This window comes from Roseinatronobacter alkalisoli (assembly GCF_028745735.1).
Taxonomy (GTDB): Bacteria; Pseudomonadota; Alphaproteobacteria; order Rhodobacterales; family Rhodobacteraceae; genus Roseinatronobacter; species Roseinatronobacter alkalisoli.
In genome coordinates this window covers 292,859-313,798 of sequence record NZ_JAQZSM010000002.1, presented here as the reverse complement: position 1 = coordinate 313,798, position 20,940 = coordinate 292,859, and the positions used below count along the sequence as shown (strand labels likewise).

The 20,940-nt window shown below is 61.0% G+C and carries 20 protein-coding genes and 3 tRNA genes; 9 read left to right on the top strand and 14 right to left on the bottom strand.

Going from position 1 to position 20,940, the window contains the following annotated elements; translation table 11 throughout:
- Nucleotides 1-79: 79 nt before the first annotated feature.
- A complete protein-coding gene (locus PUT78_RS03910) occupies nt 80-1,237 on the top strand; it encodes a peptidoglycan DD-metalloendopeptidase family protein (RefSeq protein WP_274350832.1) in 1,158 nt (385 codons plus the stop codon).
- Between the two features lie 38 nt (nt 1,238-1,275).
- Here PUT78_RS03910 and PUT78_RS03905 read toward each other — a convergent pair whose 3' ends face one another.
- Complete coding sequence (locus PUT78_RS03905; RefSeq protein WP_274350830.1) at nt 1,276-2,427, bottom strand: FAD-dependent oxidoreductase; 1,152 nt, start codon at nt 2,425-2,427, stop codon at nt 1,276-1,278.
- Nucleotides 2,428-2,572: 145 nt separating this feature from the next.
- Between PUT78_RS03905 and PUT78_RS03900 the strand changes: the two genes are divergently transcribed.
- The 3 genes from PUT78_RS03900 (at nt 2,573) to PUT78_RS03890 (ending at nt 5,480) form a co-directional block, all read left to right on the top strand.
- Nucleotides 2,573-2,649 (top strand) — tRNA-Met (locus PUT78_RS03900).
- Nucleotides 2,650-3,114: 465 nt separating this feature from the next.
- On the top strand, nt 3,115-3,591 hold the full coding sequence (locus tag PUT78_RS03895) for a cell wall hydrolase (protein ID WP_420793455.1): 477 nt from the start codon (nt 3,115-3,117) through the stop codon (nt 3,589-3,591).
- 278 nt (nt 3,592-3,869) lie between these two features.
- Nucleotides 3,870-5,480: a DUF6892 domain-containing protein gene (locus PUT78_RS03890; protein WP_274350829.1), complete on the top strand. Its 1,611-nt coding sequence runs from the start codon at nt 3,870-3,872 to the stop codon at nt 5,478-5,480.
- Nucleotides 5,481-5,777: 297 nt separating this feature from the next.
- Here PUT78_RS03890 and PUT78_RS03885 read toward each other — a convergent pair whose 3' ends face one another.
- Nucleotides 5,778-6,623: a hypothetical protein gene (locus tag PUT78_RS03885; protein WP_274350826.1), complete on the bottom strand. Its 846-nt coding sequence runs from the start codon at nt 6,621-6,623 to the stop codon at nt 5,778-5,780.
- A gap of 178 nt (nt 6,624-6,801) precedes the next feature.
- Here PUT78_RS03885 and PUT78_RS03880 point away from each other — a divergent pair.
- A tRNA-Ser gene (locus tag PUT78_RS03880) sits at nt 6,802-6,891 on the top strand.
- Nucleotides 6,892-7,042: 151 nt separating this feature from the next.
- Here PUT78_RS03880 and PUT78_RS03875 read toward each other — a convergent pair.
- From PUT78_RS03875 to argH, 5 genes are all read right to left on the bottom strand, one after another.
- Nucleotides 7,043-9,490 carry a DUF4175 domain-containing protein gene (locus tag PUT78_RS03875; protein ID WP_274350825.1) on the bottom strand — a complete coding sequence of 816 codons (2,448 nt, stop codon included), beginning with the start codon at nt 9,488-9,490 and terminating at the stop codon, nt 7,043-7,045.
- A 25-nt stretch (nt 9,491-9,515) separates the two neighbouring features.
- Nucleotides 9,516-10,793 carry a diaminopimelate decarboxylase gene (lysA, locus tag PUT78_RS03870; RefSeq protein WP_274350824.1) on the bottom strand — a complete coding sequence of 426 codons (1,278 nt, stop codon included), beginning with the start codon at nt 10,791-10,793 and terminating at the stop codon, nt 9,516-9,518.
- An 85-nt stretch (nt 10,794-10,878) separates the two neighbouring features.
- Nucleotides 10,879-11,193 (bottom strand): DUF2834 domain-containing protein, encoded by a 315-nt coding sequence (locus PUT78_RS03865; protein WP_274350822.1) that lies wholly within the window; start codon nt 11,191-11,193, stop codon nt 10,879-10,881.
- Entirely contained in the window at nt 11,190-11,327 is a 138-nt protein-coding gene (locus PUT78_RS03860; protein ID WP_274350821.1) for a hypothetical protein, read from the bottom strand. The genes PUT78_RS03865 and PUT78_RS03860 overlap by 4 nt, the downstream gene beginning before the upstream one ends.
- Nucleotides 11,324-12,715, bottom strand: a complete 1,392-nt coding sequence (gene argH, locus PUT78_RS03855; RefSeq protein ID WP_274350819.1) for an argininosuccinate lyase — start codon at nt 12,713-12,715, stop codon at nt 11,324-11,326. Before argH ends, PUT78_RS03860 begins: the two co-directional genes overlap by 4 nt.
- Nucleotides 12,716-12,907: 192 nt before the next feature.
- On the opposite strand from argH, the gene PUT78_RS03850 reads away from it, so the two are divergent.
- Complete coding sequence (locus PUT78_RS03850; protein ID WP_274350818.1) at nt 12,908-13,756, top strand: EAL domain-containing protein; 849 nt, start codon at nt 12,908-12,910, stop codon at nt 13,754-13,756.
- Between the two features lie 109 nt (nt 13,757-13,865).
- On the opposite strand, the gene hrpB is transcribed toward PUT78_RS03850, so the two are convergent.
- Nucleotides 13,866-16,307, bottom strand: coding sequence for an ATP-dependent helicase HrpB (hrpB, locus tag PUT78_RS03845; protein WP_274350817.1), 2,442 nt, complete (start codon nt 16,305-16,307; stop codon nt 13,866-13,868).
- Between the two features lie 150 nt (nt 16,308-16,457).
- Between hrpB and meaB the strand changes: the two genes are divergently transcribed.
- From meaB to PUT78_RS03830, 3 genes are all read left to right on the top strand, one after another.
- Nucleotides 16,458-17,486 carry a methylmalonyl Co-A mutase-associated GTPase MeaB gene (meaB, locus tag PUT78_RS03840; protein WP_274350815.1) on the top strand — a complete coding sequence of 343 codons (1,029 nt, stop codon included), beginning with the start codon at nt 16,458-16,460 and terminating at the stop codon, nt 17,484-17,486.
- A 104-nt stretch (nt 17,487-17,590) separates the two neighbouring features.
- Nucleotides 17,591-17,878, top strand: a complete 288-nt coding sequence (gene rpmB / locus PUT78_RS03835) for a 50S ribosomal protein L28 (RefSeq protein ID WP_274350813.1) — start codon at nt 17,591-17,593, stop codon at nt 17,876-17,878.
- A 107-nt stretch (nt 17,879-17,985) separates the two neighbouring features.
- Nucleotides 17,986-18,062 (top strand) — tRNA-Arg (locus tag PUT78_RS03830).
- Nucleotides 18,063-18,086: 24 nt separating this feature from the next.
- Here the strand turns inward: PUT78_RS03830 and PUT78_RS03825 are convergent.
- Genes PUT78_RS03825 through PUT78_RS03800 form a run of 6 tightly spaced genes read right to left on the bottom strand, consistent with a single transcriptional unit; the run spans nt 18,087 to nt 20,896 of the window.
- A complete protein-coding gene (locus tag PUT78_RS03825) occupies nt 18,087-19,214 on the bottom strand; it encodes a tyrosine-type recombinase/integrase (RefSeq protein WP_274350811.1) in 1,128 nt (375 codons plus the stop codon).
- Nucleotides 19,187-19,432, bottom strand: a complete 246-nt coding sequence (locus PUT78_RS03820) for a helix-turn-helix transcriptional regulator (RefSeq protein ID WP_274350809.1) — start codon at nt 19,430-19,432, stop codon at nt 19,187-19,189. Before PUT78_RS03820 ends, PUT78_RS03825 begins: the two co-directional genes overlap by 28 nt.
- Complete coding sequence (locus PUT78_RS03815) at nt 19,432-19,611, bottom strand: hypothetical protein (RefSeq protein ID WP_274350807.1); 180 nt, start codon at nt 19,609-19,611, stop codon at nt 19,432-19,434. The genes PUT78_RS03820 and PUT78_RS03815 overlap by 1 nt, the downstream gene beginning before the upstream one ends.
- On the bottom strand, nt 19,608-20,276 hold the full coding sequence (locus tag PUT78_RS03810; protein WP_274350805.1) for a hypothetical protein: 669 nt from the start codon (nt 20,274-20,276) through the stop codon (nt 19,608-19,610). The genes PUT78_RS03815 and PUT78_RS03810 overlap by 4 nt, the downstream gene beginning before the upstream one ends.
- A 51-nt stretch (nt 20,277-20,327) precedes the next feature.
- Nucleotides 20,328-20,597, bottom strand: a complete 270-nt coding sequence (locus tag PUT78_RS03805) for a hypothetical protein (RefSeq protein WP_274350803.1) — start codon at nt 20,595-20,597, stop codon at nt 20,328-20,330.
- The gene (locus PUT78_RS03800) at nt 20,594-20,896 is read right to left on the bottom strand and encodes a hypothetical protein (protein ID WP_274350800.1); all 303 of its coding nucleotides are present in this window, start codon (nt 20,894-20,896) and stop codon (nt 20,594-20,596) included. Before PUT78_RS03800 ends, PUT78_RS03805 begins: the two co-directional genes overlap by 4 nt.
- Between the last annotated feature and the right edge of the window lie 44 nt (nt 20,897-20,940).

The window sequence follows — 20,940 nt, the reverse complement described above, 5'->3', positions numbered from 1 at the left end:
GGATGCGGCGTGGCACTGAACCACCCGTGCCATTGCGCGACACAGCAGAGGTGACAGGAAAATGCATCTGAAACGCCAGATGACCCTATTCAGCGGCGTGGCCCTTCTGGCGCTTGCGGCATGTGAAGGATTCGACCCCGACCTGCGCAGCCCGAATAACGGCTTCACCACATCCGAAGCCGCGCGCGAAATTACCGGCCAGCGCCCAAGGCCGGATTCGCGTGGCGTTATTTCCTATCCTGATTATCAGGTGGTTGTTGCACGCAGCGGTGATACGGTTGCCACAGTTGCAAACCGCGTCGGCATGTCCGACAGCGAACTGGCGCGTTTCAACGCCCTGACACCGGAAACCACATTGCGGTCCGGCGAAGTGCTGGCCCTGCCGCGCGGGTCAGGCGCGACAGGCACTTCTGCCAGCGGTGGCGATATTGAAATATCAACCCTGGCCGACAGCGCCATCAGCCGCGCCGAAACCGGAACGGGACAAGGCAGTAGCCCACGCCCTGCCGCCACCACCCAACCTGCCGAAGCGCAGCCGACACGCCATGTTGTGCAGCGCGGTGAAACTGCCTTCATCATCGCACGGCTGTACAACGTGACTCCCCGCGCCCTTGCCGACTGGAACGGGCTGGACCCGGAAATGCGTGTACGCGAAGGCCAGACATTGCTGATCCCTGTCGGGCAACAGCAAACGCAGCAGGCCGCCGCCGCACCACGGCCCGAGCCCACAACCACCCCGCCAGGCAGCACAAGCCCCGCCCCCCCGCCGCCCAGCGCCTCAACGCCGCTGCCTGCGCCTGTACCTTCGGCGGATCAGGCGCGCGCAGAAGCGCAAGCCGCAACGCCACCCGCGCCCGACCTGTCACAGGAACGCACGGAGGCATCACGCACAACATTCGTCATGCCGGTCGACGGGCGCATCATCCGCGCCTATGCGCCGGGCCGCAATGAAGGCATCGGCATTGCCGCCAGCGCCGGGGCGAATGTCCGTGCCGCCGCTGCGGGCACTGTCGCGGCAATCACCCGCACAACCGGGAACGTCAATATCGTGGTCGTCCGCCATGATGGCGGCTTGCTGACTGTCTATGCCAATATCGACAATCTGACCGTCGCCAAGGATGCGCGCGTATCGCAGGGGCAGAACATCGGCAAAGTTGCGGCCGGCGACCCCAGCTTCGTGCATTTCGAAGTGCGTCGCGGGCAGGAAAGCGTCGATCCGATGCGCTATTTGCAATAGACCCGCAGGACACCCCGGCCATGGCGGGGGTTAAAGCCTCAACCCGGACTGCGTGACGGCTGATCGCTGTCACGCAGTCCGAATTGCCGCATGAATCTGGCGTCGATCCCGTCCTTCAGTTGCCACAGCCAACGCCCTTCAAGCGGCAGGCCCCATTTATCGGCCAGCGCGGTTTTGCCGCCAAGGGACACAAGTTTCAGGTAATCGCGCTGTGGCTTATAGGCCCGCCACGCCCCGCCGCCCAGCGCAGCCCGCAGATTGGCCAGCAGGAACGGTGCCTGCCGCACGGCAAACACCCCCGCCTTCGGCCTTGGTGCATGGGTCATATGGGCACAATCGCCCACGGCAAAAATCCGGTCATCCGACAGGCTGCGCAAATACTGGTCCACCTTGATAAAACCATCTGCATGGTCCAGCCCGGTGGCGCGCAACCAGTCCTGCGGGCGCGCGCCCGCAACGCCCACCACGAACGAGGCCGCAATGACCTGCCCATCGGCGCATCGCAGATGATCGGCTTCAATTCCGGTGACCTCGGTATGTTCCAGCACCGCTATGCCGAAGCGCGCAAGGTGCGACAGCAACCGCTTGCGGGCATAGGTGCCGATATGGGGCAAGGCTTGGCCACGGTCAATAATGCGCATTCTGTGGGGATGCCCCCGCAACCTGAACGACATGGCCAGCGCCAGCTCCACACCGGCCACCCCTGCCCCCAGCACAGCGATTTCCGGCGCGATCTGACCTGCCCGGACCTTGTCCAGCCAGTCTTGCCAGCGTCTGGCATATTCGCCCAATGGCTTGGCCGATACCGCGTGCGGTGCGTAGCCCGCAATCATCGGCAGGTCTGACGTGATCCCGATATCCAGCGCGGCAATATCAAAGCGGATCGCGCCCGTCCCCACGCCCCTGACAACCCCCGCCTGCCGGTCAAGCGCATCCACCTTGCCCAGCACCAGCCGCGCACCCGCGCGCGCAGCCAGTTGTTGCAGGTCAATTTCCAGATCCTCGCGCGCATAATGCCCCGCAATAAATCCCGGCAACATGCCGGTATAGGGCGCGGTCGGCGATGGATTGATCAGCGTAATATTCGTGCCGTGCAACGGGTTCCGCGCCAGTTCATGCAGAACCAGAGCATGCGCATGCCCACCCCCGACCAGCACCAGTTCTGTTGGCCGTGATTGCGGATCATTCATGTAGCGCCACCTGCCCTGTTCCCCTGCGATTATGATAGGATGCCTGACCGCAAGTGACGAGGGCGCAAGTAACAAATATCCGTCACAAGGATGCGCTCAGGGTCTTGACGCTGATTCCGCACTGGACTACACGCATCCTGCGTTTGGCGGAGTAGCTCAGTTGGTTAGAGCAGCGGAATCATAATCCGCGTGTCGGGGGTTCAAGTCCCTCCTCCGCTACCAAATCCCCCCTTTATATCGCCGCTATAAAATAGCAATCATGGAATACTGGGGTTTGTCCTGCGTTTTTGCGGACATGCGGCATCCGGGGTGCTGATTCTTGCCTGTCTGTTTCACCGATCAGCCCCGGAAGTATGGATTGCACATCTTGCACCAAGATTAGCGCATACTCCATAGTTTCTCCCGGTTTTCTGAAGTTCTGGCGGGCCAGCGGGCACCGGGCGATCCAAGGCGAAGTTATCTGACCAGAACGTCCACAAACTGGCCTTTCTGGAAAATACAGTTGCTGGACATGCGGGACGCAACTTCCATTCAAATTGTTAAGGAAGTCCGGAAATCGCGCGCATTGCTCTTGTCTGCATCAGATTTTGCTGAAAAACTCCGGCGCAATCAAAATCGACGACAAGAAACACCTGGAAGGCTACGAATTTGCCGCGCCCTTACACCAACCAACGGATCGCCGTGGTAATTGGCTGTCTCTGCGTTCTGGCGGGGTGCGGCACATCCTCTCCGCGATCTCCGTCCGCAACTGAGCTCGATTGCATGGCACGCGCCATGTATTTTGAATCCAATCGCTCCAGCCGCGACGGGATGATCGCGGTCGGAAGCGTGGTGATGAATCGTGTTCAATCCGACGCATTCCCCGATACCATCTGCGGTGTGGTCGGCCAGAAAAACCAGTTCGCACCTGGCGTCATGACCAAGGACATGGTCAGCAGGGCGGCCCCGGTGGTAATGGCCGCCGCGCAATCGGTTTATCAGGGAGAACGGCACCCGGACATCGCAGACGCAAAATTTTTCCACGCAGCGTGGTATCAAACGTCCTATAACAATATGCATTATGTCGTGACGACAGGTGGAAACGCCTTCTATGAAAGGCGTCGGCCTGAAAACGTAACTGCCCCGGTACCACTCCCGCCGACCGAAGGAATAACAGGAAGGTGACGCCGTTTCCCGGCCTTTCTGCCGCATAATCTGGCTTGCATGCCGCCATTCGCGTTTGTCGCGGCAATCCTTGCCGGTCAACATCGCTGATGCGGGATACAGTAGACGGCACGCAACCCAACATGAGGGTCCGTTCATACCGTGCATGCCCCACCGGTCATCAGACAATGCACCATCAGCACATGTCCCCAATTCCGCCGGATATTCAACGGGTTCCCTGCAAAGTCCTTGAATGCTTGGGGGGGGCATGTGATCTTCGTTACGGAAGGAACCCGCCCATGACCCGATTACTGCCCGAACCCTTCCCCGACCCGAACGACCCGGCATGCATTGATCAGATCGAGAGCAGGATCGTGGAGCAACTCAAACGCGAGGAAGAGCCCGGTGCGGCCTATCTCGACCTCGTACAAAAGCTGGCCGACCGGGCGCTTGGCGGGATTGATCTGCCGCAAACGCGCGTCGCCCTGCTCGCACTTGCGCGCGGCTACGGCAATGAGGGGCGTTGCCGTCGCGATCTTATAAGCGTCTCAAAGGATAAACTGCCCGCCATCATCGCGTGCATCCGACGGATGAAAGAGGAGACTGACCGCGCCATTCCGGGCCACCGCCCCCGGTACTCGACCGGAACGTTCGGCGACATCGTGGAAGCCTTGGCAGAGGTGGTGTGGCGCACGACTTTCTATCCCGATAACAGCGGAAAGGAGGCAGTCGCCGAGTTGCTCCCGGATCTTGTTACCATATTCCCTGGATTATCGAGCAACCTTGTCATGATAATGCTGGCGGATCACCCGAGATGCGATGAAGCAATAGCGAAGGTCATGACCAGCCAGATGAAGGCAGGAAAGGCCGGTCAGAAGGGATTGACGACACTCGCGCATAGTCTCTTCAGCCTTTACGCAACGCGGGACGACCCGATGTTCAAGGCAGCGCCAAAGGTCATGAAGCTGTTGCCGGACCCGCTACCGATCGATGACAAGGAGGCACGGCGCATCTTCGTCGAAGAACCTCTCGGCATCGAACCTACAACGGCGGCCGAGGAAATCGCGCGCTGCCGCGAATATATCAAGTGGTCCCGCGCCGAGGCCGAGGGCACTGCGCCCATACGTCCCAACTCGCTCCTGCCGCCAAGCCTGGTTGCCAGTAGCGCACAGGACAGGATCGCGGGTTATGAAGCCCAGATCGCCCGTCTTGAAACGGACTTTGAGGGCTGGGTAAGGGAGAAACGCGATGCCGCCGTCCTGCGGCTCGTGGTCGCAAAGCCTGCGCTCCGGTCCTATGAAACGCTGGCGAAAAAGGCGGGACCGCTGACGCGCGCCTTGATCGAGTCCTTGCTGGCGGAGGGCGCGGCGAAAGAAAGCAGGCCCCGCACCTTCGCAATTCCCTCGCCCCCTGACACTGCGTTCCGGGACTTCGGATTCAAGCTGCTTGTCATTGAGGAGTTGATGTTCGTTCAGGACGTGCTGATTCCCAAGCTCGATCTGAACACATTTGCGCGCGAGCATACCGAGCGGCATATCGACCGCGAAACAGACGGCTACGACGTCATCCCTGAAATAAGGAAGTATCTTGAAGCGCTGCCCATTGCTCCGGACGCACTGGCCCTCGTGACCAGGTTGCACCAATCAAGTGGTATGGACGGTGGGGCAGGAGTTTATGACGCTCTCTGGCCATTCTTTGACCCTGGCTGCGGCGATGAACCGATTGCGGTAACTGACCAAGCGGTTCATGATCTCGCACTCGTACCGAATCTGAGCAAAATTTCGGGGCTTGAGAACAGCCAACCCGGACCAAAACTCCTCACGGCTCTGGCCGCGAAGGGCGTGGTGCTGATTGATGAAGAAACGGCGACTTTCAGGAAGAACCGTGATGATCGTAAAGCGTCCTGGTGAAACTGGCTGTGCGACGGATTTTCGGGGTCCAACAGGTTTGGATAATCCCCCCCAAAAAAAGTAAGCAGCGGCAATTTCCGTCATCCGGAAACGCTGCTGCACGCCATTTCCATACCGCCTCCGCTGGACGAGGATCGGCGGCGGCGCCTCATACGTCCTGTTATACGAACTTGCATGCCCGGAACGCTCCGCTACCATTCCATCCGGCATAACATGGTAACCGTCCGCATGCGACCGGCGCCACCTGTTGTCTGCATGGCAGGCAGCGCAGCCGCCCCGAAGGGCACGGATGGGGTGTCAAAGCGACTCGCTGTTCATGATCCGCCCCAGCGCCCGCCCGACCCTGTGTGACAGGCCGACAAACACCGCGTCAAAAGCCTGAAACATTGCGCGATTGAAGGCATCGCCTTCCGGACTGGCGGAATATGCGATATATGCCTGCAATTCATCATCACTAAGCGGCTGATAAGCCATCAGAAAATAGGATTCTATCCAGTCCGTCACATCATTGCGTATTGAGGGTTCCAGCGCCTGCACCATGTTCAGCATATCCTCGGCATTCAGTCCGATGGCGGTGTTTTCCGCAAGCATGCCGCGATAATACGCATAGCTTGTATTCATCCCGAGCGAAACATTCAGCTCGACCAGATCATTCGCCCTGATGCGCGCGCGAACCAGCGCCAGACGGTTGTCAGCGCCCTTTTGCGATGCCGAACGCGCCTCCAGCAAGGCCAGGCGCGCCACGTCGTCAATTTCGTCCTGCAGCAATGCATCGCGGGCGGAAATCTCCAGCCGCAGGATGCGCTGTCCCAATTCCGTCGTGGCGAAATCTATCGCATCAGCGCGAATTCCGGGTTTTGACTCAAGCGCGGCATCCAGCGCGGCAACAAAATCCACATGCATCCTGTCGGCGTCGTAGATTTCATCCAGCTCTGCGCGCCAAAGATCAAGCTCTGCATCCGATACAGGGGCGGCACTATCCTGTCCGATTGCGGCCCTGCCCTCTGCCGCCATGATCTGGAACAGCTCCGGCAGAAGGAACGCCTCTGACAGATCCTGCGCCTGCGCCAGACGCACCGAAGAAACAAGCATGAGCACGCATAACAGGGCAATCCCACAGGCCTCTTTTGCTTTGGTCGCCATACTCCCCCCTTGTGCCATCCGCTTCCGCGTCGCGGTTCTAACCGACTGCGGAGATATCGCAAACAACATTCACGCGATGCGCCGCCACAGCAAGGGCAGTTCGATGCCAAATCGTGCATTCAGACCATATTTCCGCTTGCACGCGCGCCCTGACCACAGTAACCACCAACGCGACCGCGGAGAGGTGCCGGAGTGGTCGAACGGGGCGGTCTCGAAAACCGTTGTCCCTTTACGGGGACCCAGGGTTCGAATCCCTGTCTCTCCGCCACTACTCACCGATTTCGCGTTATAATATCGGCGCTCGTGATCCTTGCCGCGCATAAAGCTCAGCATGGGAAAGCGGTTGTGCCATTGTTGGGGGCCGCCACCTGACAGAGGGTTTTCAAGCGTGATCGGATGCGCCAGACTTGGCGCTGCTGTCAGAAACGGTCCAGCAGGCGGCGCAGATAATCCAGTTCGGCCTCTGGCCGGTCGCGTTCGGCAGAGCGGCGGCGCAATTCTTCCAGCAGATCGCGCGCGCGGCGATAAGTGTCGCCCCCTTGCAGCATGTTCTGATCAGTGCCGACCTCGCCGCCCTGGTTACGGTCGCGGCCAAGGGGGTCGCGCCCGCCATCCGCGCCCTGCCGGGCACCCTGTTCGCCCTGCTGGCGCTCACGCTGGTCCTGGGTCAGGGCGTCATTCATGGCGCGCAGGCCATCGCGCATGGCTTCCATCGCGTCGGCCTGCCGGTTCAGGGCTTCGCTGTTTTCGCCCTGTTCCAATGCCTGCGCCGCATCTTCCATGGCGCGCTGAGCACGTTCCAGCGCTTCAAGGGCGGCATCGCCTTCGGGGGTGCCTTCGCCCGGCAGGGGGGGCAGTTGCAGCTCGCGCAGCTGGTCTGCCAGACCGCGCTGGCGGTCTGCCAGATCATCCGGTGACGCAGGGTCGTCGCCATCATTCTGGCGGAACTGGTCCTGCAGGTCGTTGAACGTATCATCGGCCAGATCCTGTTGCTGGCGCAGCGTATCCCCCAGCCCTTCCATGGCTTCATTTCCGGGCATGCCCTGGCCGCCCTGCCCTTCGGCCATCTGCAGATTTTCCAGAAGTTCCTGCAACTGCGCCAGCAATTGCGCGGCTTCATCCATGCGGCCTTCGTCCATCAGTTCCTGAATGCGGTCCAGAAGCTGCTGGATCTGGTCCTGCGTGATTTCAATGCTTTCACCGTCGGGCGGCGCTTCGCCGCGTTCGCGGGGCTGTTCGGCTAACTGGCGCATGTAATCGCGCATGGCCTCGCGCAATTCATCCATCAGATCGGCCACTTCGGACGGGTCCGCCCCGTTGCGCACGGCTTCATTCAGGCGTTCCTGCGCACGCCGCAAACGTTCGCGGGCATCGGCCAGTTCGCCTTCTTCCAGCAATACGGCCAGATCCCACATGCGCTGCGCCAGATCATCGCGCGTGGCGCCATCCAGCCCGCCGTCATCCAGACTGGCCAGCAGCAGGTCGCGGGTTTCAGTGAACCTGATCCGCGCTTCAACACCGCGAAAGGCATCCTGCGGGTGGTGGCCGATCGCGCGCATCAACTGGCCTGCACGCCGGGCATTTTCGCGTGACCACAACAGGTCGCGCCGCAATTCGATAACAGCAGCGGCCATCGGGTCGAAGAAACGTCGGCCCGGCAATGTCATGGCGTGGGGTTCAGTCTGGCCTTGCTGGCCGCGCGCATCTTCGACCTGCAGCGCGACTGTGACCGGCATATTGGCCCATGGGTGCTGCGAGAAATCTTCGATAAAGGCATCGGAAAATTCGACCCGCGACCCTGATACGGGCAGCGGCAGCGCAACTGTCAGCGCATCCCGTGGTTCGGGGGGCACGGCAAGGCCAAAATCACGCGGCGTATTCGCAAGGTCCAGATCGATATGAACCTTGCCTGCGACAACGCCGTAATCATCGCTTGCGGTGAAATCCTGCCGCATCAGCCCGCCGCGTTCGCGTTGCGCAACGCCGTCCAGTCTGACGACGGGCGGCTGATCGGTCAGCGCGGCCACTTCCCAGTCGCGCCCACCGGGGCCACGGATGCTGAGCCTGCCGGAGTTTTCGATATCGAAATCCTGCGCCATATCTGTCGTGTCGGGGTCCACCCTGCCCGACAGGCCCTCATGCACCGACATGACGCCTTGCTGGCCATAGAAGCGCACTGTCACGCGGCTGCCTTGGGGCAGTTCCAGACGGGCGCGGTCCACTTCGTTCAGGTACAGGCTGGGCCGTCCGGTATAGGCAGGCGGCTGCACCCATGCTTCCCATGACGGGCCAAGCGCCACAGCTTCGGCGCGGCCGGGAATTTGCGCAAGTTCCGATATTTCCACCACACGCATGGGCGTGCCGAACAGCAGCGACACGGTAAATGCTGTCAGCGCGATATAGCGCAGACCGAAGCGGTCAAACCGCGCCAGCCGCAGATCGCCGCGCACCGGGGTGACATGTGCCAGCCGCGCCTGCATCCGCGCCTGATGCGCGACCCAGACCCGCACTGACGCTGCATCCTGCGCGCCAATCGCCTGCTGATCGCCAAGTGTGGCCAGCGGGCGCCCGGGCAAGGCCTGATCAAGCCGTTGCGCGGCATCCGCGGGAAAGGGAGGTTGCAACCGCCACGCGCCATGAAGCAACGCACCAAGCAGTGCAAACAGCAGCACGATTGCCGCAATACTGGCCCAAAGCGGTGGCAGATAGTCCTGCGCGCCGAACCCCAGCCCTGCGGCCACAAGCAGCAACAGTGCCGTAAAGGGCCAGAATGCACGCGCCAGCCTTTCCGCCCACAGCCCTGCCAAGGTGCCCCGCAGGGCGCGGGTCAGGGCGGGTGGCATGTCTGTCGTCTTTCGGCGGAACATCAGCCCTCTCTGCGGGCCATGGGTTTCATGGCTTTGGGGTCATCCATGCAGGCAATGTATCGCGGTTGATGATTTCGTCAAAGCTTGGGCGGGGGCGGATGACAGCATATTGATCATCTTTCACCAGAACTTCGGGGATCAGGGGGCGGGTGTTGTATTCCGACGACATCACCGCGCCATAGGCCCCGGCGGACCGGAACACGACCAGATCATCGGGGGCAAGCGGCGGCATGTTGCGCGCCTTGGCAAATGTATCGCCCGATTCGCAGACCGGGCCGACAATATCCACCGGGTGCAACTCCAGGCCCGCAGCAGCCTCCTGCACCGGCACGATGTCATGATGCGCGCCATACATGGCCGGGCGGATCAGGTCATTCATCGCGGCATCAAGGATCAGGAAATTACGCCCCTCCCCTTCTTTCAGGTAAATGACGGAAGCCACAAGGATACCCGCATTGCCCGCAATCAGGCGGCCCGGTTCAATTTCAATCTCGACATCCAGATCACCCAGCACGCGCCGGATCATCGCGCCGTATTCCAGTGGCAGCGGCGGCGTTTCATTGGACCGGGTATAGGGAATGCCCAGCCCCCCGCCCAGATCCAGCCGCCGGATGGTGTGACCATCCGCGCGCAATTCGCGGGTCAGGTCGGCAATCTTGCTGAATGCAGCCTCAAACGGGGCAAGGTCGGTCAACTGGCTGCCGATATGCACATCCACACCGACGATTTCGATGCCCGAAAGGGTCGCGGCCTCGGCGTAAATCGCGCGGGCTTGTGTGATCGGAACGCCGAATTTGTCTTCCTTGCGACCAGTGGCGATTTTCTCATGCGTTTTGGCATCGACATCAGGGTTCACGCGCAGGGTAATCGGCGCGACCGCCCCCATGGCGCTGGCCACCGACGATAGCACACGCAGCTCTTCGGCGGATTCCACGTTGAACTGCCGGATGCCATGGGTCAGCGCATATTCCATCTCCGCGCGAGTCTTGCCCACGCCGGAAAACACGATCCGGTCGCCGGGCACCCCTGCGGCCAGTGCGCGCCGGTATTCGCCCCCCGACACCACATCCATACCCGCGCCCAGTTCGGCCAATGTCTGCAAAATGGCCTGATTGGACAGGGATTTGATGGCAAAGCACACCAGATGGTCCAACCCCGCCAGCGCATCCTGAAACAGGCGAAAATGGCGCGTCAGCGTGGCTGTGGAATAACAATAGAACGGTGTGCCCACGTCTGCTGCAATGCGGGTCAGGGGCACATCTTCGGCATGCAAAACGCCGTCGCGGTATAAAAAATGGTCCATCAGGGGTGCTTTCGGTCAGGCGGCGGGCAAGGATGCAAGGGCGTGTGCCTTCAGCGAGAGTATTTGCGGCAAGATGAAGACTGCGTCAATCCGGTCGCGTGCGCAGAAACAGATAGAGCGGCAGCCCACAGGACACCCCGATGCAGAATGTGGCCGGAATGGCCAGAAGCCCGCTGAAGCGGCGGCGCTGCCATGTTTCCACCAGAACGAACAGTGTCAGCGCCAGCGCCGCAATCGTCAGATCCCAGACCAGCCCGCTGGTGGCCGCATTGGCATGCCAGGCATCCACCATGGCCATCAGCGACCATTCGTTCTGCGTAAACCAGGTGATGAACCAGTACATCGGATGGACCGCGCCCCAGATCGCCATTGCCAGGTAGATCATCCGCAGGGCTGTCATAGATCTGTGGCGACCCCTATCCGGACCTCGCCGGAAATTCCGATGGGGGGCGCGGACGGATCGTCATGGCGCGGCGGGGCGTCGGCGCCACAGGCGGCCAGCGCAATCACAAGGGCAAGAGCGGCGTATTTCATTTAAGAACCTCTTTCCAGCGGGCGATCTGGGTACGGACATTTGCGGGTGCGGTGCCACCATAGCTGGTGCGGCTGGCGACCGAATTCTGCACGCCCAGAACAGAATACACTGCAGCGGTGATCTGGCCATGGACATTCTGCATCTCTTCGATGGACAGGTCAGGCAGGTCGCAGCCCTTGTCCTCCGCCAGTTTAACCAGTGACCCGGTGACGTGGTGCGCCTCGCGGAAGGGCAGGTTCAGTTCGCGCACCAGCCAGTCGGCCAGATCTGTTGCGGTTGAAAACCCGGATGCGGCCGCCGCTTCCAGCGTTGCGCGGTTGGCGGTCAGGTCGCGGACCATCCCATCCATTGCCGCAAGCCCCAGCATCAGCGTATCGGCGGCATCAAAGACCTGTTCCTTGTCTTCCTGCATGTCCTTGGAATAGGCCAGTGGCAGCCCCTTCATGACAGTGAACAGCGCCACTGTCGCGCCAAGGATGCGCCCCAGCTTCGCGCGCAGCAATTCCGCGGCATCGGGGTTACGTTTCTGCGGCATGATGCTGGACCCGGTGGAAAACTGGTCCGACATGCGCACAAACCGGAACTGCGCCGAGGACCAGATCACCAGTTCTTCGGCAAAGCGCGACAGGTGCAGCGCACAGATACTGGCGGCAGACAGGAATTCCAGCGCGAAATCGCGGTCCGACACGGAATCAAGGGAATTTGCCGTGGGCCGGTCAAACCCCAGCGCAGTGGCGGTCATCTGCCGGTCAATGGGAAATGACGTGCCCGCCAGCGCCGCTGCGCCAAGGGGGCATTCATTCATCCGTGCGCGGGCATCCTGAAACCGGCCCTTGTCGCGGGCCAGCATTTCCACATAGGCCAGCATATGATGCCCCCATGTGACCGGCTGCGCGGTCTGCAGATGGGTGAAACCGGGCATAACCCAGTCTGCCCCGGCTTCGGCCTGCGCCAGAAAGGCCTGCATCAGTGATTCAATGCCCGTAATCGCGGCGTCGCACTGGTCGCGCACCCAGATGCGGAAATCCAGCGCGACCTGATCATTGCGCGAGCGTGCCGTATGCAGCCGCCCCGCAGGCGTGCCGATGATGTCCGAAAGGCGCGCTTCGACATTCATATGGATGTCTTCCAGGGCCGTCGAGAAGGCGAAGGTTCCGGTTTCGATTTCCGCCAGAACCTGCACCAGCCCCTGATCTATGGCCTGCGCATCCTGTTTGGTAATGATACCGGTTGCCGCCAGCATGGCTGCATGCGCGCGCGACCCGGTGATGTCCTGCGCCGCCATACGTTGATCGAACCCGATCGAGGCATTGATGGCTTCCATGATCGCATGTGGCCCGGCAGCAAAGCGCCCGCCCCACATTGTGTTCGCTGAAGAGTCGTTCATGTATTCTGTTCCCTGACGCCACCGGAAGTCGCAAGCGCTATACGCCCGCCCGCCTGCGAAGGCAATCCGCAGGGCAACAGGGCAAATGGTGTTGGAACAGGAAAATAACGCAAGCATTTTAAAGAAACGCCGGAATTTAACCGTGAATTAAGCGCGCTGGGGCAAGGCTGGGAAAAGTCCTGGAGAGTTCCAATGCCAAACCAGTTTTCCGGTCGGCCCTATGATGAAGCTGCTGCCTATGCATCGCCCTTTGGCGCTGCGGCGGAACAGACACGGCATGACGCCATTCATCTGGTCGAACAAGGCCTGAAGGAACGGCGCGCAATGCTGGCCTTTCAACCCGTCGTGCAGGCGCGCATGCCGCGCCGCGCTGCATTCTATGAAGGGTTGATCCGTATCATGGACCCGACCGGCCGGATCATTCCTGCAGGGGATTTCATTGGTGCGGTCGAAACCATGGAACTGGGGCGTAAAATAGACTGTCTGGCGCTGGAAATGGGGCTGGAAACGCTGGCGGCTGAACCCGGAATCCGCCTGTCCATCAATATGTCCGCGCGTTCCATCGGGTATCCGGAATGGCTGGCCACGCTGGAACGGGGCTTGCGTGTGGACCCCAGAATAGGTGAACGCCTGATTCTTGAAATCACGGAATCATCCGCAATCGTCATGCCGGACCTGGTGACAGTATTCATGCAGGATATGCAGGAACGCGGCATTTGTTTCGCGCTGGATGATTTCGGCGCAGGCTACACAGCGTTCCGTTATCTGAAAGATTTCTATTTCGACATCATCAAGATTGACGGCGAATTCATTCGCGGCATCAGCGACAACCCCGACAACCAGATTCTGACTCAGGCGTTGGTGTCGATTGCGCGGCATTTCGATATGTTCACTGTCGCTGAATCGGTCGAAACCGTCGAGGATGCGCGCATTCTGGTCGATATGGGGGTCGATTGCCTGCAAGGCTATCTGTTCGGGGCACCTGATACGCAAGCGCCCTGGCACGCATCGCATCTTCAGAACGAAAAACTAAGCGGGTGAACACTGTGGGAAGGGTGCAATTGCCCCGGCATCCCCCGTCCGGCTGCCATATGTTGCGGGGGCGGCGGGATTCGCATCGTTGGTCGCGCGATTGCCCGGCGTCGCCGGGTCAGGTCTTGCGCCTTGGATTGGCGCGCAGTGTCGGGCTAGCCGCCAGCGGGTCGTCAGGCCAGGGGTGCCGGGGGTATTGCCCGCGCATGTCCTTGCGCACATCGGCATAGCTGTTGGCCCAGAAGCCCGGCAAATCCATTGTCACCTGCACTGGCCTGCGCGCGGGCGACAGCAGCACCACACGCATTGGCAAGCGCTTCGGCCCGATCGCAGGGTGGTCCGCCATGCCGAACATTTCCTGCAGCCGGACTGCGATTTCCGGCGCATCGCCACCATAATCAATGGCGACCTTATTGCCCAGCGGGGTGACAAAATGCGCAGGCGCCAGCCTGTCCAGTTGCTGCATCTGGTCCCAGTCCAGCATGGCGCGCAAGGCTGGCTGCACATCCAGCGCGCGCAGATCATCGGCCGTGCGGCACTGCGCCAGCGCGGGGCCAAGCCAGTGTTCAAGCCCCGCCAGCAGCGCCGCGTCAGACATGTCGGGCATCTCCAGCCCTTGCGCGCGCAGCAAATCCACGCGGGCAATGAACCGGCGCGCGCCATCTGACAGCGGCAGGCCAATATCGCGCAGCCCCGCGCAGGCAGCGGCAATCATCGCGTCAGGCGGGGCGTCATGCCAAAGACGGTCTGCCAGTACCAGCGCGCCGAAATGTTCCTGTTCGCGCGCCTTGATGCGTTGTTCGCGCCGGGACCAGCTGCAAATCTGCCGCCAGGATATCTGCTGCGCAAAAAGCTGGCGCAGACTGGCCTCTCGCAGGGCGATGGCCTGCCGGATACGGGCTTCGCGCGGGTTGCCGTCAGTGTCGGTCACGACAATCAGCCGGGTTTGCGCCAGCCCGTCGCCCGCATCCAGCACCGCGCCCTTGCCCCCTGCCAGCACATAGCGCGGATCATCCCCCTTACGCCGCAATCCGATCCGGTCGGGATAGGCGAGGGCCACCATTTCGGCGCTGGAATGCGGCGCCTTGACCGCCGGGGCCAGCCGCGCCAGACGGCGGGCGTCTTCCTTCACCCGTGCAAGGGCCGGTTGATGGATTGCATATGGCCGCGTGTCGCCAAACCGGCGCGGGTCACGGAACGCTTCCAGCCGCAGCGACAGGTCCGCAGGGGCCGCCTGCAGAATATCGCGTTCCGACAATAGCGCGGCAAGGGGTGCTGCGTCGCGGCCTGCGGATAACAGCATATGCGCCACGCGCGGGTGCAGCGGCAGCGCCGCCATGTCGCGCCCATGTATCGTGATCCGTCCTGCCGGGTCCAGCGCGCCAAGACCCATCAGCAGCGCACGCGCTTCCGCCAGCGCGGCGGCGGGCGGGGGCGTCAGGAACCGCAAGCCCGCATCACTGCCCCAAAGCGCCAGATCAAGCGCCAGCGCAGCCAGATCCGCGCGTTCGATTTCAGGCGGCGCGAAGGCGTGCAGCGCCCCTTCTTCGGCGCGCGCCCACATCCGGTAACAGACCCCCGCCTCCATACGCCCCGCACGCCCGCGCCGTTGGTCGGCTTCGGCGCGGGTGACACGTTCGGTCACCAGCCGCGACATGCCGCTTCCGGGGTCAAACCGCGCCCGCCGTGCCAGCCCGCAATCGACCACCACACGCACCCCTTCGATGGTCAACGATGTTTCGGCGATTGCGGTTGCCAATACCAGTTTGCGCCCGGTTTTGGCGGGCATCAGGGCTGCGCGCTGCTCGGCAAGGGGCAAAGCCCCGTAAAGCGGGTGCAGGCTGGTATCGGCGGGCAGGTCGTGGGCAAGCGCCCCCGCGACGCGCCTGATTTCCCCTTCACCGGGCAGGAATGCCAGCACTGACCCTGTTTCAGCGCGCAGCGCCTGCACGATCAGGTCGGCGGCGGCACGTTCAAACCGCGCCGTTCTGGGCAAGGGGCGGTCCAGCCACCGGGTTTCAACCGGAAAGGCGCGCCCCTCGGCGGTCAGAACGGGCGCATCGTCCAGCAGCGCGGCCACGGGGGCTGCATCCAACGTGGCGGACATGACAATCACCTGCAGGTCCGGGCGCAGCGCATCGCGCATTTCCCATGTCAGCGCCAGCCCCAGATCCGCATTGACCGAACGTTCATGAAATTCATCGAAAATCACCGCGCCAATGCCTGCAAGTTCGGGGTCGCGCTGCAACATACGGGTCAGAATGCCTTCGGTCACGACCTCTATTCGGGTGTCGGGGCCGGTCACGGATTCGCCCCGGATACGGTAGCCCACGCGCTGGCCCGGCTGTTCGCCCAGCAGATGGGCCATTTGTGCGGCGGCGGCACGCGCGGCCAGTCTGCGCGGTTCCAGCATGACGATGCGCCCCTTGACCTGATCCAGCAGCGCCAGTGGCACACGGGTTGTCTTGCCCGCCCCCGGCGGGGCTTGCAGCACGACACGCCCGGCGGCTGCAAGGGCCGTTTTCAGCGCGGGAAGGATGTCATCAATAGGCAGTCGCATGGCCAGCGTTATGCCGCCATTTTATGCCATCATGCAACGGCGCGCGCCGTCTTTGTCGGGTCATGATACGCCAAATCATGGGGCGGGGCTGGACAAAGGGGCTTCCTGCGGGCCATTTGGGGACAATGAGCAGGAACAACGGGGGCGCATATGGATATCGCAATCCTGGCCGATGCGGTCGAGCGGGGCGAACGGCGCGCAGTTGCGCGCGCCATCACGCTTGTCGAAAGCGCGCGCCCAGAACACCGGGTACAGGCCACGGAATTGCTGGAAACCCTTGCCCGCACCGGCCGAGAGGCCATTCGCATCGGCCTTTCGGGCACGCCGGGTGTCGGGAAATCCACCTTTATCGAAAGTTTCGGCCTGATGCTGGTTGCGCAGGGCCTGCGCGTGGCCGTGCTGGCGGTTGACCCGTCCAGCAAGCGCACCGGCGGGTCCATTCTGGGTGACAAGACACGCATGGAACGGCTGTCGCGCAGCCCCGATGCGTTCATTCGTCCCAGTCCCAGCCAGTCACATCTGGGCGGGGTGGCACGGCGCACGCGCGAAGCAGTGGCGCTGTGCGAAGCGGCGGGTTTCGATGTGGTGCTGATTGAAACTGTTGGCGTTGGCCAGTCGGAAACAGTGGTCGCGGAATTGTCGGATGTGTTTTTGCTGCTGCTGGCGCCTGCGGGCGGCGATGAATTGCAAGGCGTCAAGCGTGGCATCATGGAAGCTGCGGATATCATTCTGGTGAACAAGGCAGATGGCGATCTGAAGGCAACCGCCATGCGGACCTGCGCCGATTATGCCGGTGCATTGCGCCTGTTGCGCCGCAGACCGCAGGACCCCGACGGGTTCCCGAAGGCCATGACCGTTTCAGCACTGGAAATATCGGGGCTGGACCGGGCCTGGGCCGAAATCCGCGATCTGGTGGACTGGCGGCGCGCGCAAGGGCATTGGCACGCGCGCCGTGCCGAACAGGCCCGCCACTGGTTCGAAGAAGAAGTGCGCCAGACATTGCTGGCACAGCTGGCGCAGCCAAAGGCACGCAGCCTGATGCAGTCACTGTCGGAACAGGTTGCCGATGGCCAGCTGACCGCCAGCCGCGCGGCGCAAGACCTGTTTGCCAGCCTTTGGCCGGAAATGGAGCAGACAAAACTGCCGGAATCGCTTGACGCCACTATCGATACCCCCTAATAGCGCGGGAACGAGATTCACGGCGCTGCGCAGCAGTGCCCTTTGGTATGTGGCGGCATGGCTGTTTCGTCATCCGCCCTTATGAACAAGACGAGGATAAACCCATGTCGCGCCGCTGCGAACTGACCGGAAAAGGCCCGATGTCGGGCAACAATGTAAGCCACGCCAACAACAAGACCCGCCGCCGCTTCCTGCCCAATCTGCAGGACGTGTCGCTTCAGTCCGAAGCGCTGGGTCGCAGCTTCAAGCTGCGCGTTTCCTCTGCAGCGCTGCGCTCGGTGGATCACCGCGGTGGCCTTGACGCCTATCTTGCCCGCGCGAAGGATGAAGAACTTTCGCCGAACGCACAGAAGATCAAGCGTGACCTTGCAAAGGCGCAAACCGCCGCCTGAACGGCAGGTATTTTATTGGGGCCTCCGGCATGACCGGGGGCCTTTTTGCATGAACCCAAGGCATGCCCGTTGTAATCCTGCCCATGATACAGCAAGAAGACAACCGTGGTCCCGTAGCTCAACTGGATAGAGCACCTGACTTCTAATCAGGATGTTGGGGGTTCGAGTCCTCCCGGGATCGCCAAACCTTTTTCATGCACTTGAAAAGTCACGGTTTTTCATCCTTTTGTTGGAACTTTTCCGAAAACTTGGAACTTTGCCGTTCTCGGTCTGTGCCAATTAGCGCCCGCTTCCGGTCAAATTTCTTTGCATAGAGTGAAACCATGCTGTCCGATTCGTGGCCTATCCACCCCTTAACCTGATCGCGGGTCGCGCCTGCTTCGATCAGCAGTTCAGTGCGGCGCTTGCGTAGGCCGTGTGCTGTCTTGCCTTCTATGCCCGCATCGCGTGCCTTCTCGGCAAGCCACTGTGACGCGGCTTTGACAGATCGCGATGAACCTTGCGCCGTGGTCATATAGGTCAGGTGCCGCGACGGTCGCCTTTGGATGGCTTGGTGTAGCAAGTGCAAATCCGATGAATACTGATCGGCGAGAGGCGACACACCCATGTCAAAAGGCGGATAGGCTTCGGCGCCCGTCTTGCCCTGGCAAAATATTAGGAACCCGTCGCGGCTCACATTGACTGGACCCAATTTGATTGCATCTGAGATGCGCGCGCCAGTCCAGTATATCAACTCGAAGGCAAGGCGAGGGGCGCTGTCGAGCGGCCAATGCTTGCGGAACTTTTCCACATCGGCTTGTGTCCAGCTTGCGTGACCGTCTGTCTTTTTTGTCTGTGTCTTCGCTACTGCCAGCGCGGGATTGCTTGGAAGGCTGTAAGCCTCTGTCGCAAACTTCATCAAGCTGCGCCAGACCTTCAAGCGGTTGTTCCTTGCGTGTGGTTTAAGCCCCTTGAGGTCAGCGCGGATATGTTCAGGCTTGAGGGTTCGCAGATCGGCCTGTCCATAGGCTTCAATGATCCGGTCATACTCTGGCCTGCGTCGCGCCTTTGTGCCTTCTCTTAGAACGTCACGCCAGTAATCACTGCGCAGCAGGCTTTGAGCGGCGTCCTTGATAGATCCCTTCGGAGCTGGCAAGCGCAGATCGATTCCATCCGCCCCGGTGATCGAGGCAAGTGCCTTGGCATAGGCCGAAAGAAACATCGGGTGATCGACTGGCGCGTCAGGCATGGGGACGCGCTTCGCACCTTTCGGCCCCATGTAAAGCCGGGGATTGCCGCTCGGGAAGTGACCCGACTGGCTCAGGTATTTCAGCTTGGTGGAAATACGGCGTCGCATGACACAAGCCCCCCTTCCGTGCTGTCTGGATCGGTATTTTGCAACAGATCGTCGATCTGCGCGCGCGACCAGACCTTTACGCCCAAGCGAGTGATAGGCGCGGGCAAAGCGCCTTCGCGGACCAGATCATCAAACTTGGTGGTTGACACGTCCACATACTGTGCGGCGCGCGCACGGCGCAGGTATCCCGGCCAGTCTGGTAGCAAAGCCTTTCCCATCACTTCGCCCCCCTCGATGCACTAATCACGTCCTGAACCTTGTCGCGGTCGAAGGCGTAGGGCTTGCCCTCAATGGCGCGCAGATTGTGCTTTTCGCACCAGCTCCAAAATTTGGGTGGCATGTTGCGACCAAAGCCCAGATCGGCCGAGAGGTCGGCGGCATAAACGGTCGCGCTCATGTGCTGGCCTCCGGTCCTAACAGATCGGCAATCGCGCGGATCGATCCAAGCCCAAACGCCGAGATGTGTTGCAGGTCGGATCGCGGCTTGTCGCCCACCTGTTTTTGCAGCAACTCGATTGCATCTGGCCGTGAATAGTCAGGGTGCTGATCATAGTTCATCTTCAGGCAACGTTTGAGATTGTAGACCTCTATCCTTGCCATGGCCGACGGCTGGAACAACTCCACTCGAATGTCCGCCATCAATAGTTTTTGCGGGTCTGATTCACCGCGCGCGCGGATTGCGGCGTCAAAGTCGCCATTCCGCACTGAATCGATTATCGCGGCAAGTCCGTCTGCAAAGGTGTGATCTGGGGAAAGCCCATCGATCTTGAGCAAGGTTAATCGCTCCGCTCCCGCGAAAACTTCCTGATTGGGTGAAAACGGCAACTGGCCAAAAGTGTGAGCCATTTCCGCTGCATCCTTGATGCTCCGACTTGTTGCCGCTGCAATCAGAAGGTGCGCGGCATCGCGCGACGAGACTTTGGGGGCATTGCGCCCGCGTCCGCCTGTCTTGGTGCGTAGGCCAGCATCGGCAAGAAAACGGTCCATCTGCTTCACCTGCACCAGAGGCATGGCGAAGGTATCCGCCACGCGCTCAAAAAGTTGTCCGGGAGTTGCCGCCATGATAAGCCCTCGCAAGTTCTCATTTCAGAAAACACGCAATGCCGTGGCTTGTCAACTCATTTCAGTTTTTGATGTTTGAGAAAGTTCTTCGCTGAGCTCTTTCTCAGCCTGAATTGCATTGAGCGTGGCCAGATCATCATCAAGGTCATACAAATAGTCTGCCAGCCTTTCTGCCAAGGGCGCAGCGGCGTTGATCATGGCGCTGGTTATGTCCTTTTCGCGAGGGTCATTGCATAGCCCTCGATCCTCAAGGCCGCGTAGTAGGCCGCGCAGGGTCAGGGCGGCGAGTTGAATTTCGTGAAGGGTCTGCGGGATGCTCATGCTGCGGCCTTTCTTTTCAATTCGTCATAAGCATAGCGCGCAAGCAGATCACCCTCATCAGCTAGGTGACGCACTGAATCCGCGATGAAGTAAATCTCATCCGTGATCCTCTTAACACTGGTATTCAGATCGCCGTGATGTTCTCCAAGCATCTCGATCATTGCGGCCAAACCGCGAAACCGGTCCATCAAAATTTCAATCGAAAATGTGATGTCATCATCATATTCAGAACGCGCCTTGTTGAATTTGGACTTCGGCAAGCCGGGGGCGTTCCCCTGTGCGGGGGTGTGATCGGTCATTGTGCTATTCTCCTGTTATGGTATTGTCCGAAAGTGGACATAAC

What these genes read in the sequence shown, in the direction of transcription:
- rpmB (WP_274350813.1), top strand. Translation starts at nt 17,591, where the DNA reads ATGTCGCGCCGCTGCGAACTGACCGGAAAAGGCCCGATGTCGGGCAAC.
- hrpB (WP_274350817.1), bottom strand. Translation starts at nt 16,307, where the DNA reads ATGCGACTGCCTATTGATGACATCCTTCCCGCGCTGAAAACGGCCCTT.
- lysA (WP_274350824.1), bottom strand. Translation starts at nt 10,793, where the DNA reads ATGGACCATTTTTTATACCGCGACGGCGTTTTGCATGCCGAAGATGTG.
- PUT78_RS03910 (WP_274350832.1), top strand. Translation starts at nt 80, where the DNA reads ATGACCCTATTCAGCGGCGTGGCCCTTCTGGCGCTTGCGGCATGTGAA.
- PUT78_RS03820 (WP_274350809.1), bottom strand. Translation starts at nt 19,432, where the DNA reads ATGGGAAAGGCTTTGCTACCAGACTGGCCGGGATACCTGCGCCGTGCG.
- PUT78_RS03890 (WP_274350829.1), top strand. Translation starts at nt 3,870, where the DNA reads ATGACCCGATTACTGCCCGAACCCTTCCCCGACCCGAACGACCCGGCA.
- PUT78_RS03885 (WP_274350826.1), bottom strand. Translation starts at nt 6,623, where the DNA reads ATGGCGACCAAAGCAAAAGAGGCCTGTGGGATTGCCCTGTTATGCGTG.
- PUT78_RS03860 (WP_274350821.1), bottom strand. Translation starts at nt 11,327, where the DNA reads ATGAAATACGCCGCTCTTGCCCTTGTGATTGCGCTGGCCGCCTGTGGC.
- PUT78_RS03875 (WP_274350825.1), bottom strand. Translation starts at nt 9,490, where the DNA reads ATGTTCCGCCGAAAGACGACAGACATGCCACCCGCCCTGACCCGCGCC.
- PUT78_RS03805 (WP_274350803.1), bottom strand. Translation starts at nt 20,597, where the DNA reads ATGAGCATCCCGCAGACCCTTCACGAAATTCAACTCGCCGCCCTGACC.
- meaB (WP_274350815.1), top strand. Translation starts at nt 16,458, where the DNA reads ATGGATATCGCAATCCTGGCCGATGCGGTCGAGCGGGGCGAACGGCGC.
- PUT78_RS03815 (WP_274350807.1), bottom strand. Translation starts at nt 19,611, where the DNA reads ATGAGCGCGACCGTTTATGCCGCCGACCTCTCGGCCGATCTGGGCTTT.
- PUT78_RS03865 (WP_274350822.1), bottom strand. Translation starts at nt 11,193, where the DNA reads ATGACAGCCCTGCGGATGATCTACCTGGCAATGGCGATCTGGGGCGCG.
- PUT78_RS03850 (WP_274350818.1), top strand. Translation starts at nt 12,908, where the DNA reads ATGCCAAACCAGTTTTCCGGTCGGCCCTATGATGAAGCTGCTGCCTAT.
- PUT78_RS03800 (WP_274350800.1), bottom strand. Translation starts at nt 20,896, where the DNA reads ATGACCGATCACACCCCCGCACAGGGGAACGCCCCCGGCTTGCCGAAG.
- PUT78_RS03905 (WP_274350830.1), bottom strand. Translation starts at nt 2,427, where the DNA reads ATGAATGATCCGCAATCACGGCCAACAGAACTGGTGCTGGTCGGGGGT.
- argH (WP_274350819.1), bottom strand. Translation starts at nt 12,715, where the DNA reads ATGAACGACTCTTCAGCGAACACAATGTGGGGCGGGCGCTTTGCTGCC.
- PUT78_RS03810 (WP_274350805.1), bottom strand. Translation starts at nt 20,276, where the DNA reads ATGGCGGCAACTCCCGGACAACTTTTTGAGCGCGTGGCGGATACCTTC.
- PUT78_RS03825 (WP_274350811.1), bottom strand. Translation starts at nt 19,214, where the DNA reads ATGCGACGCCGTATTTCCACCAAGCTGAAATACCTGAGCCAGTCGGGT.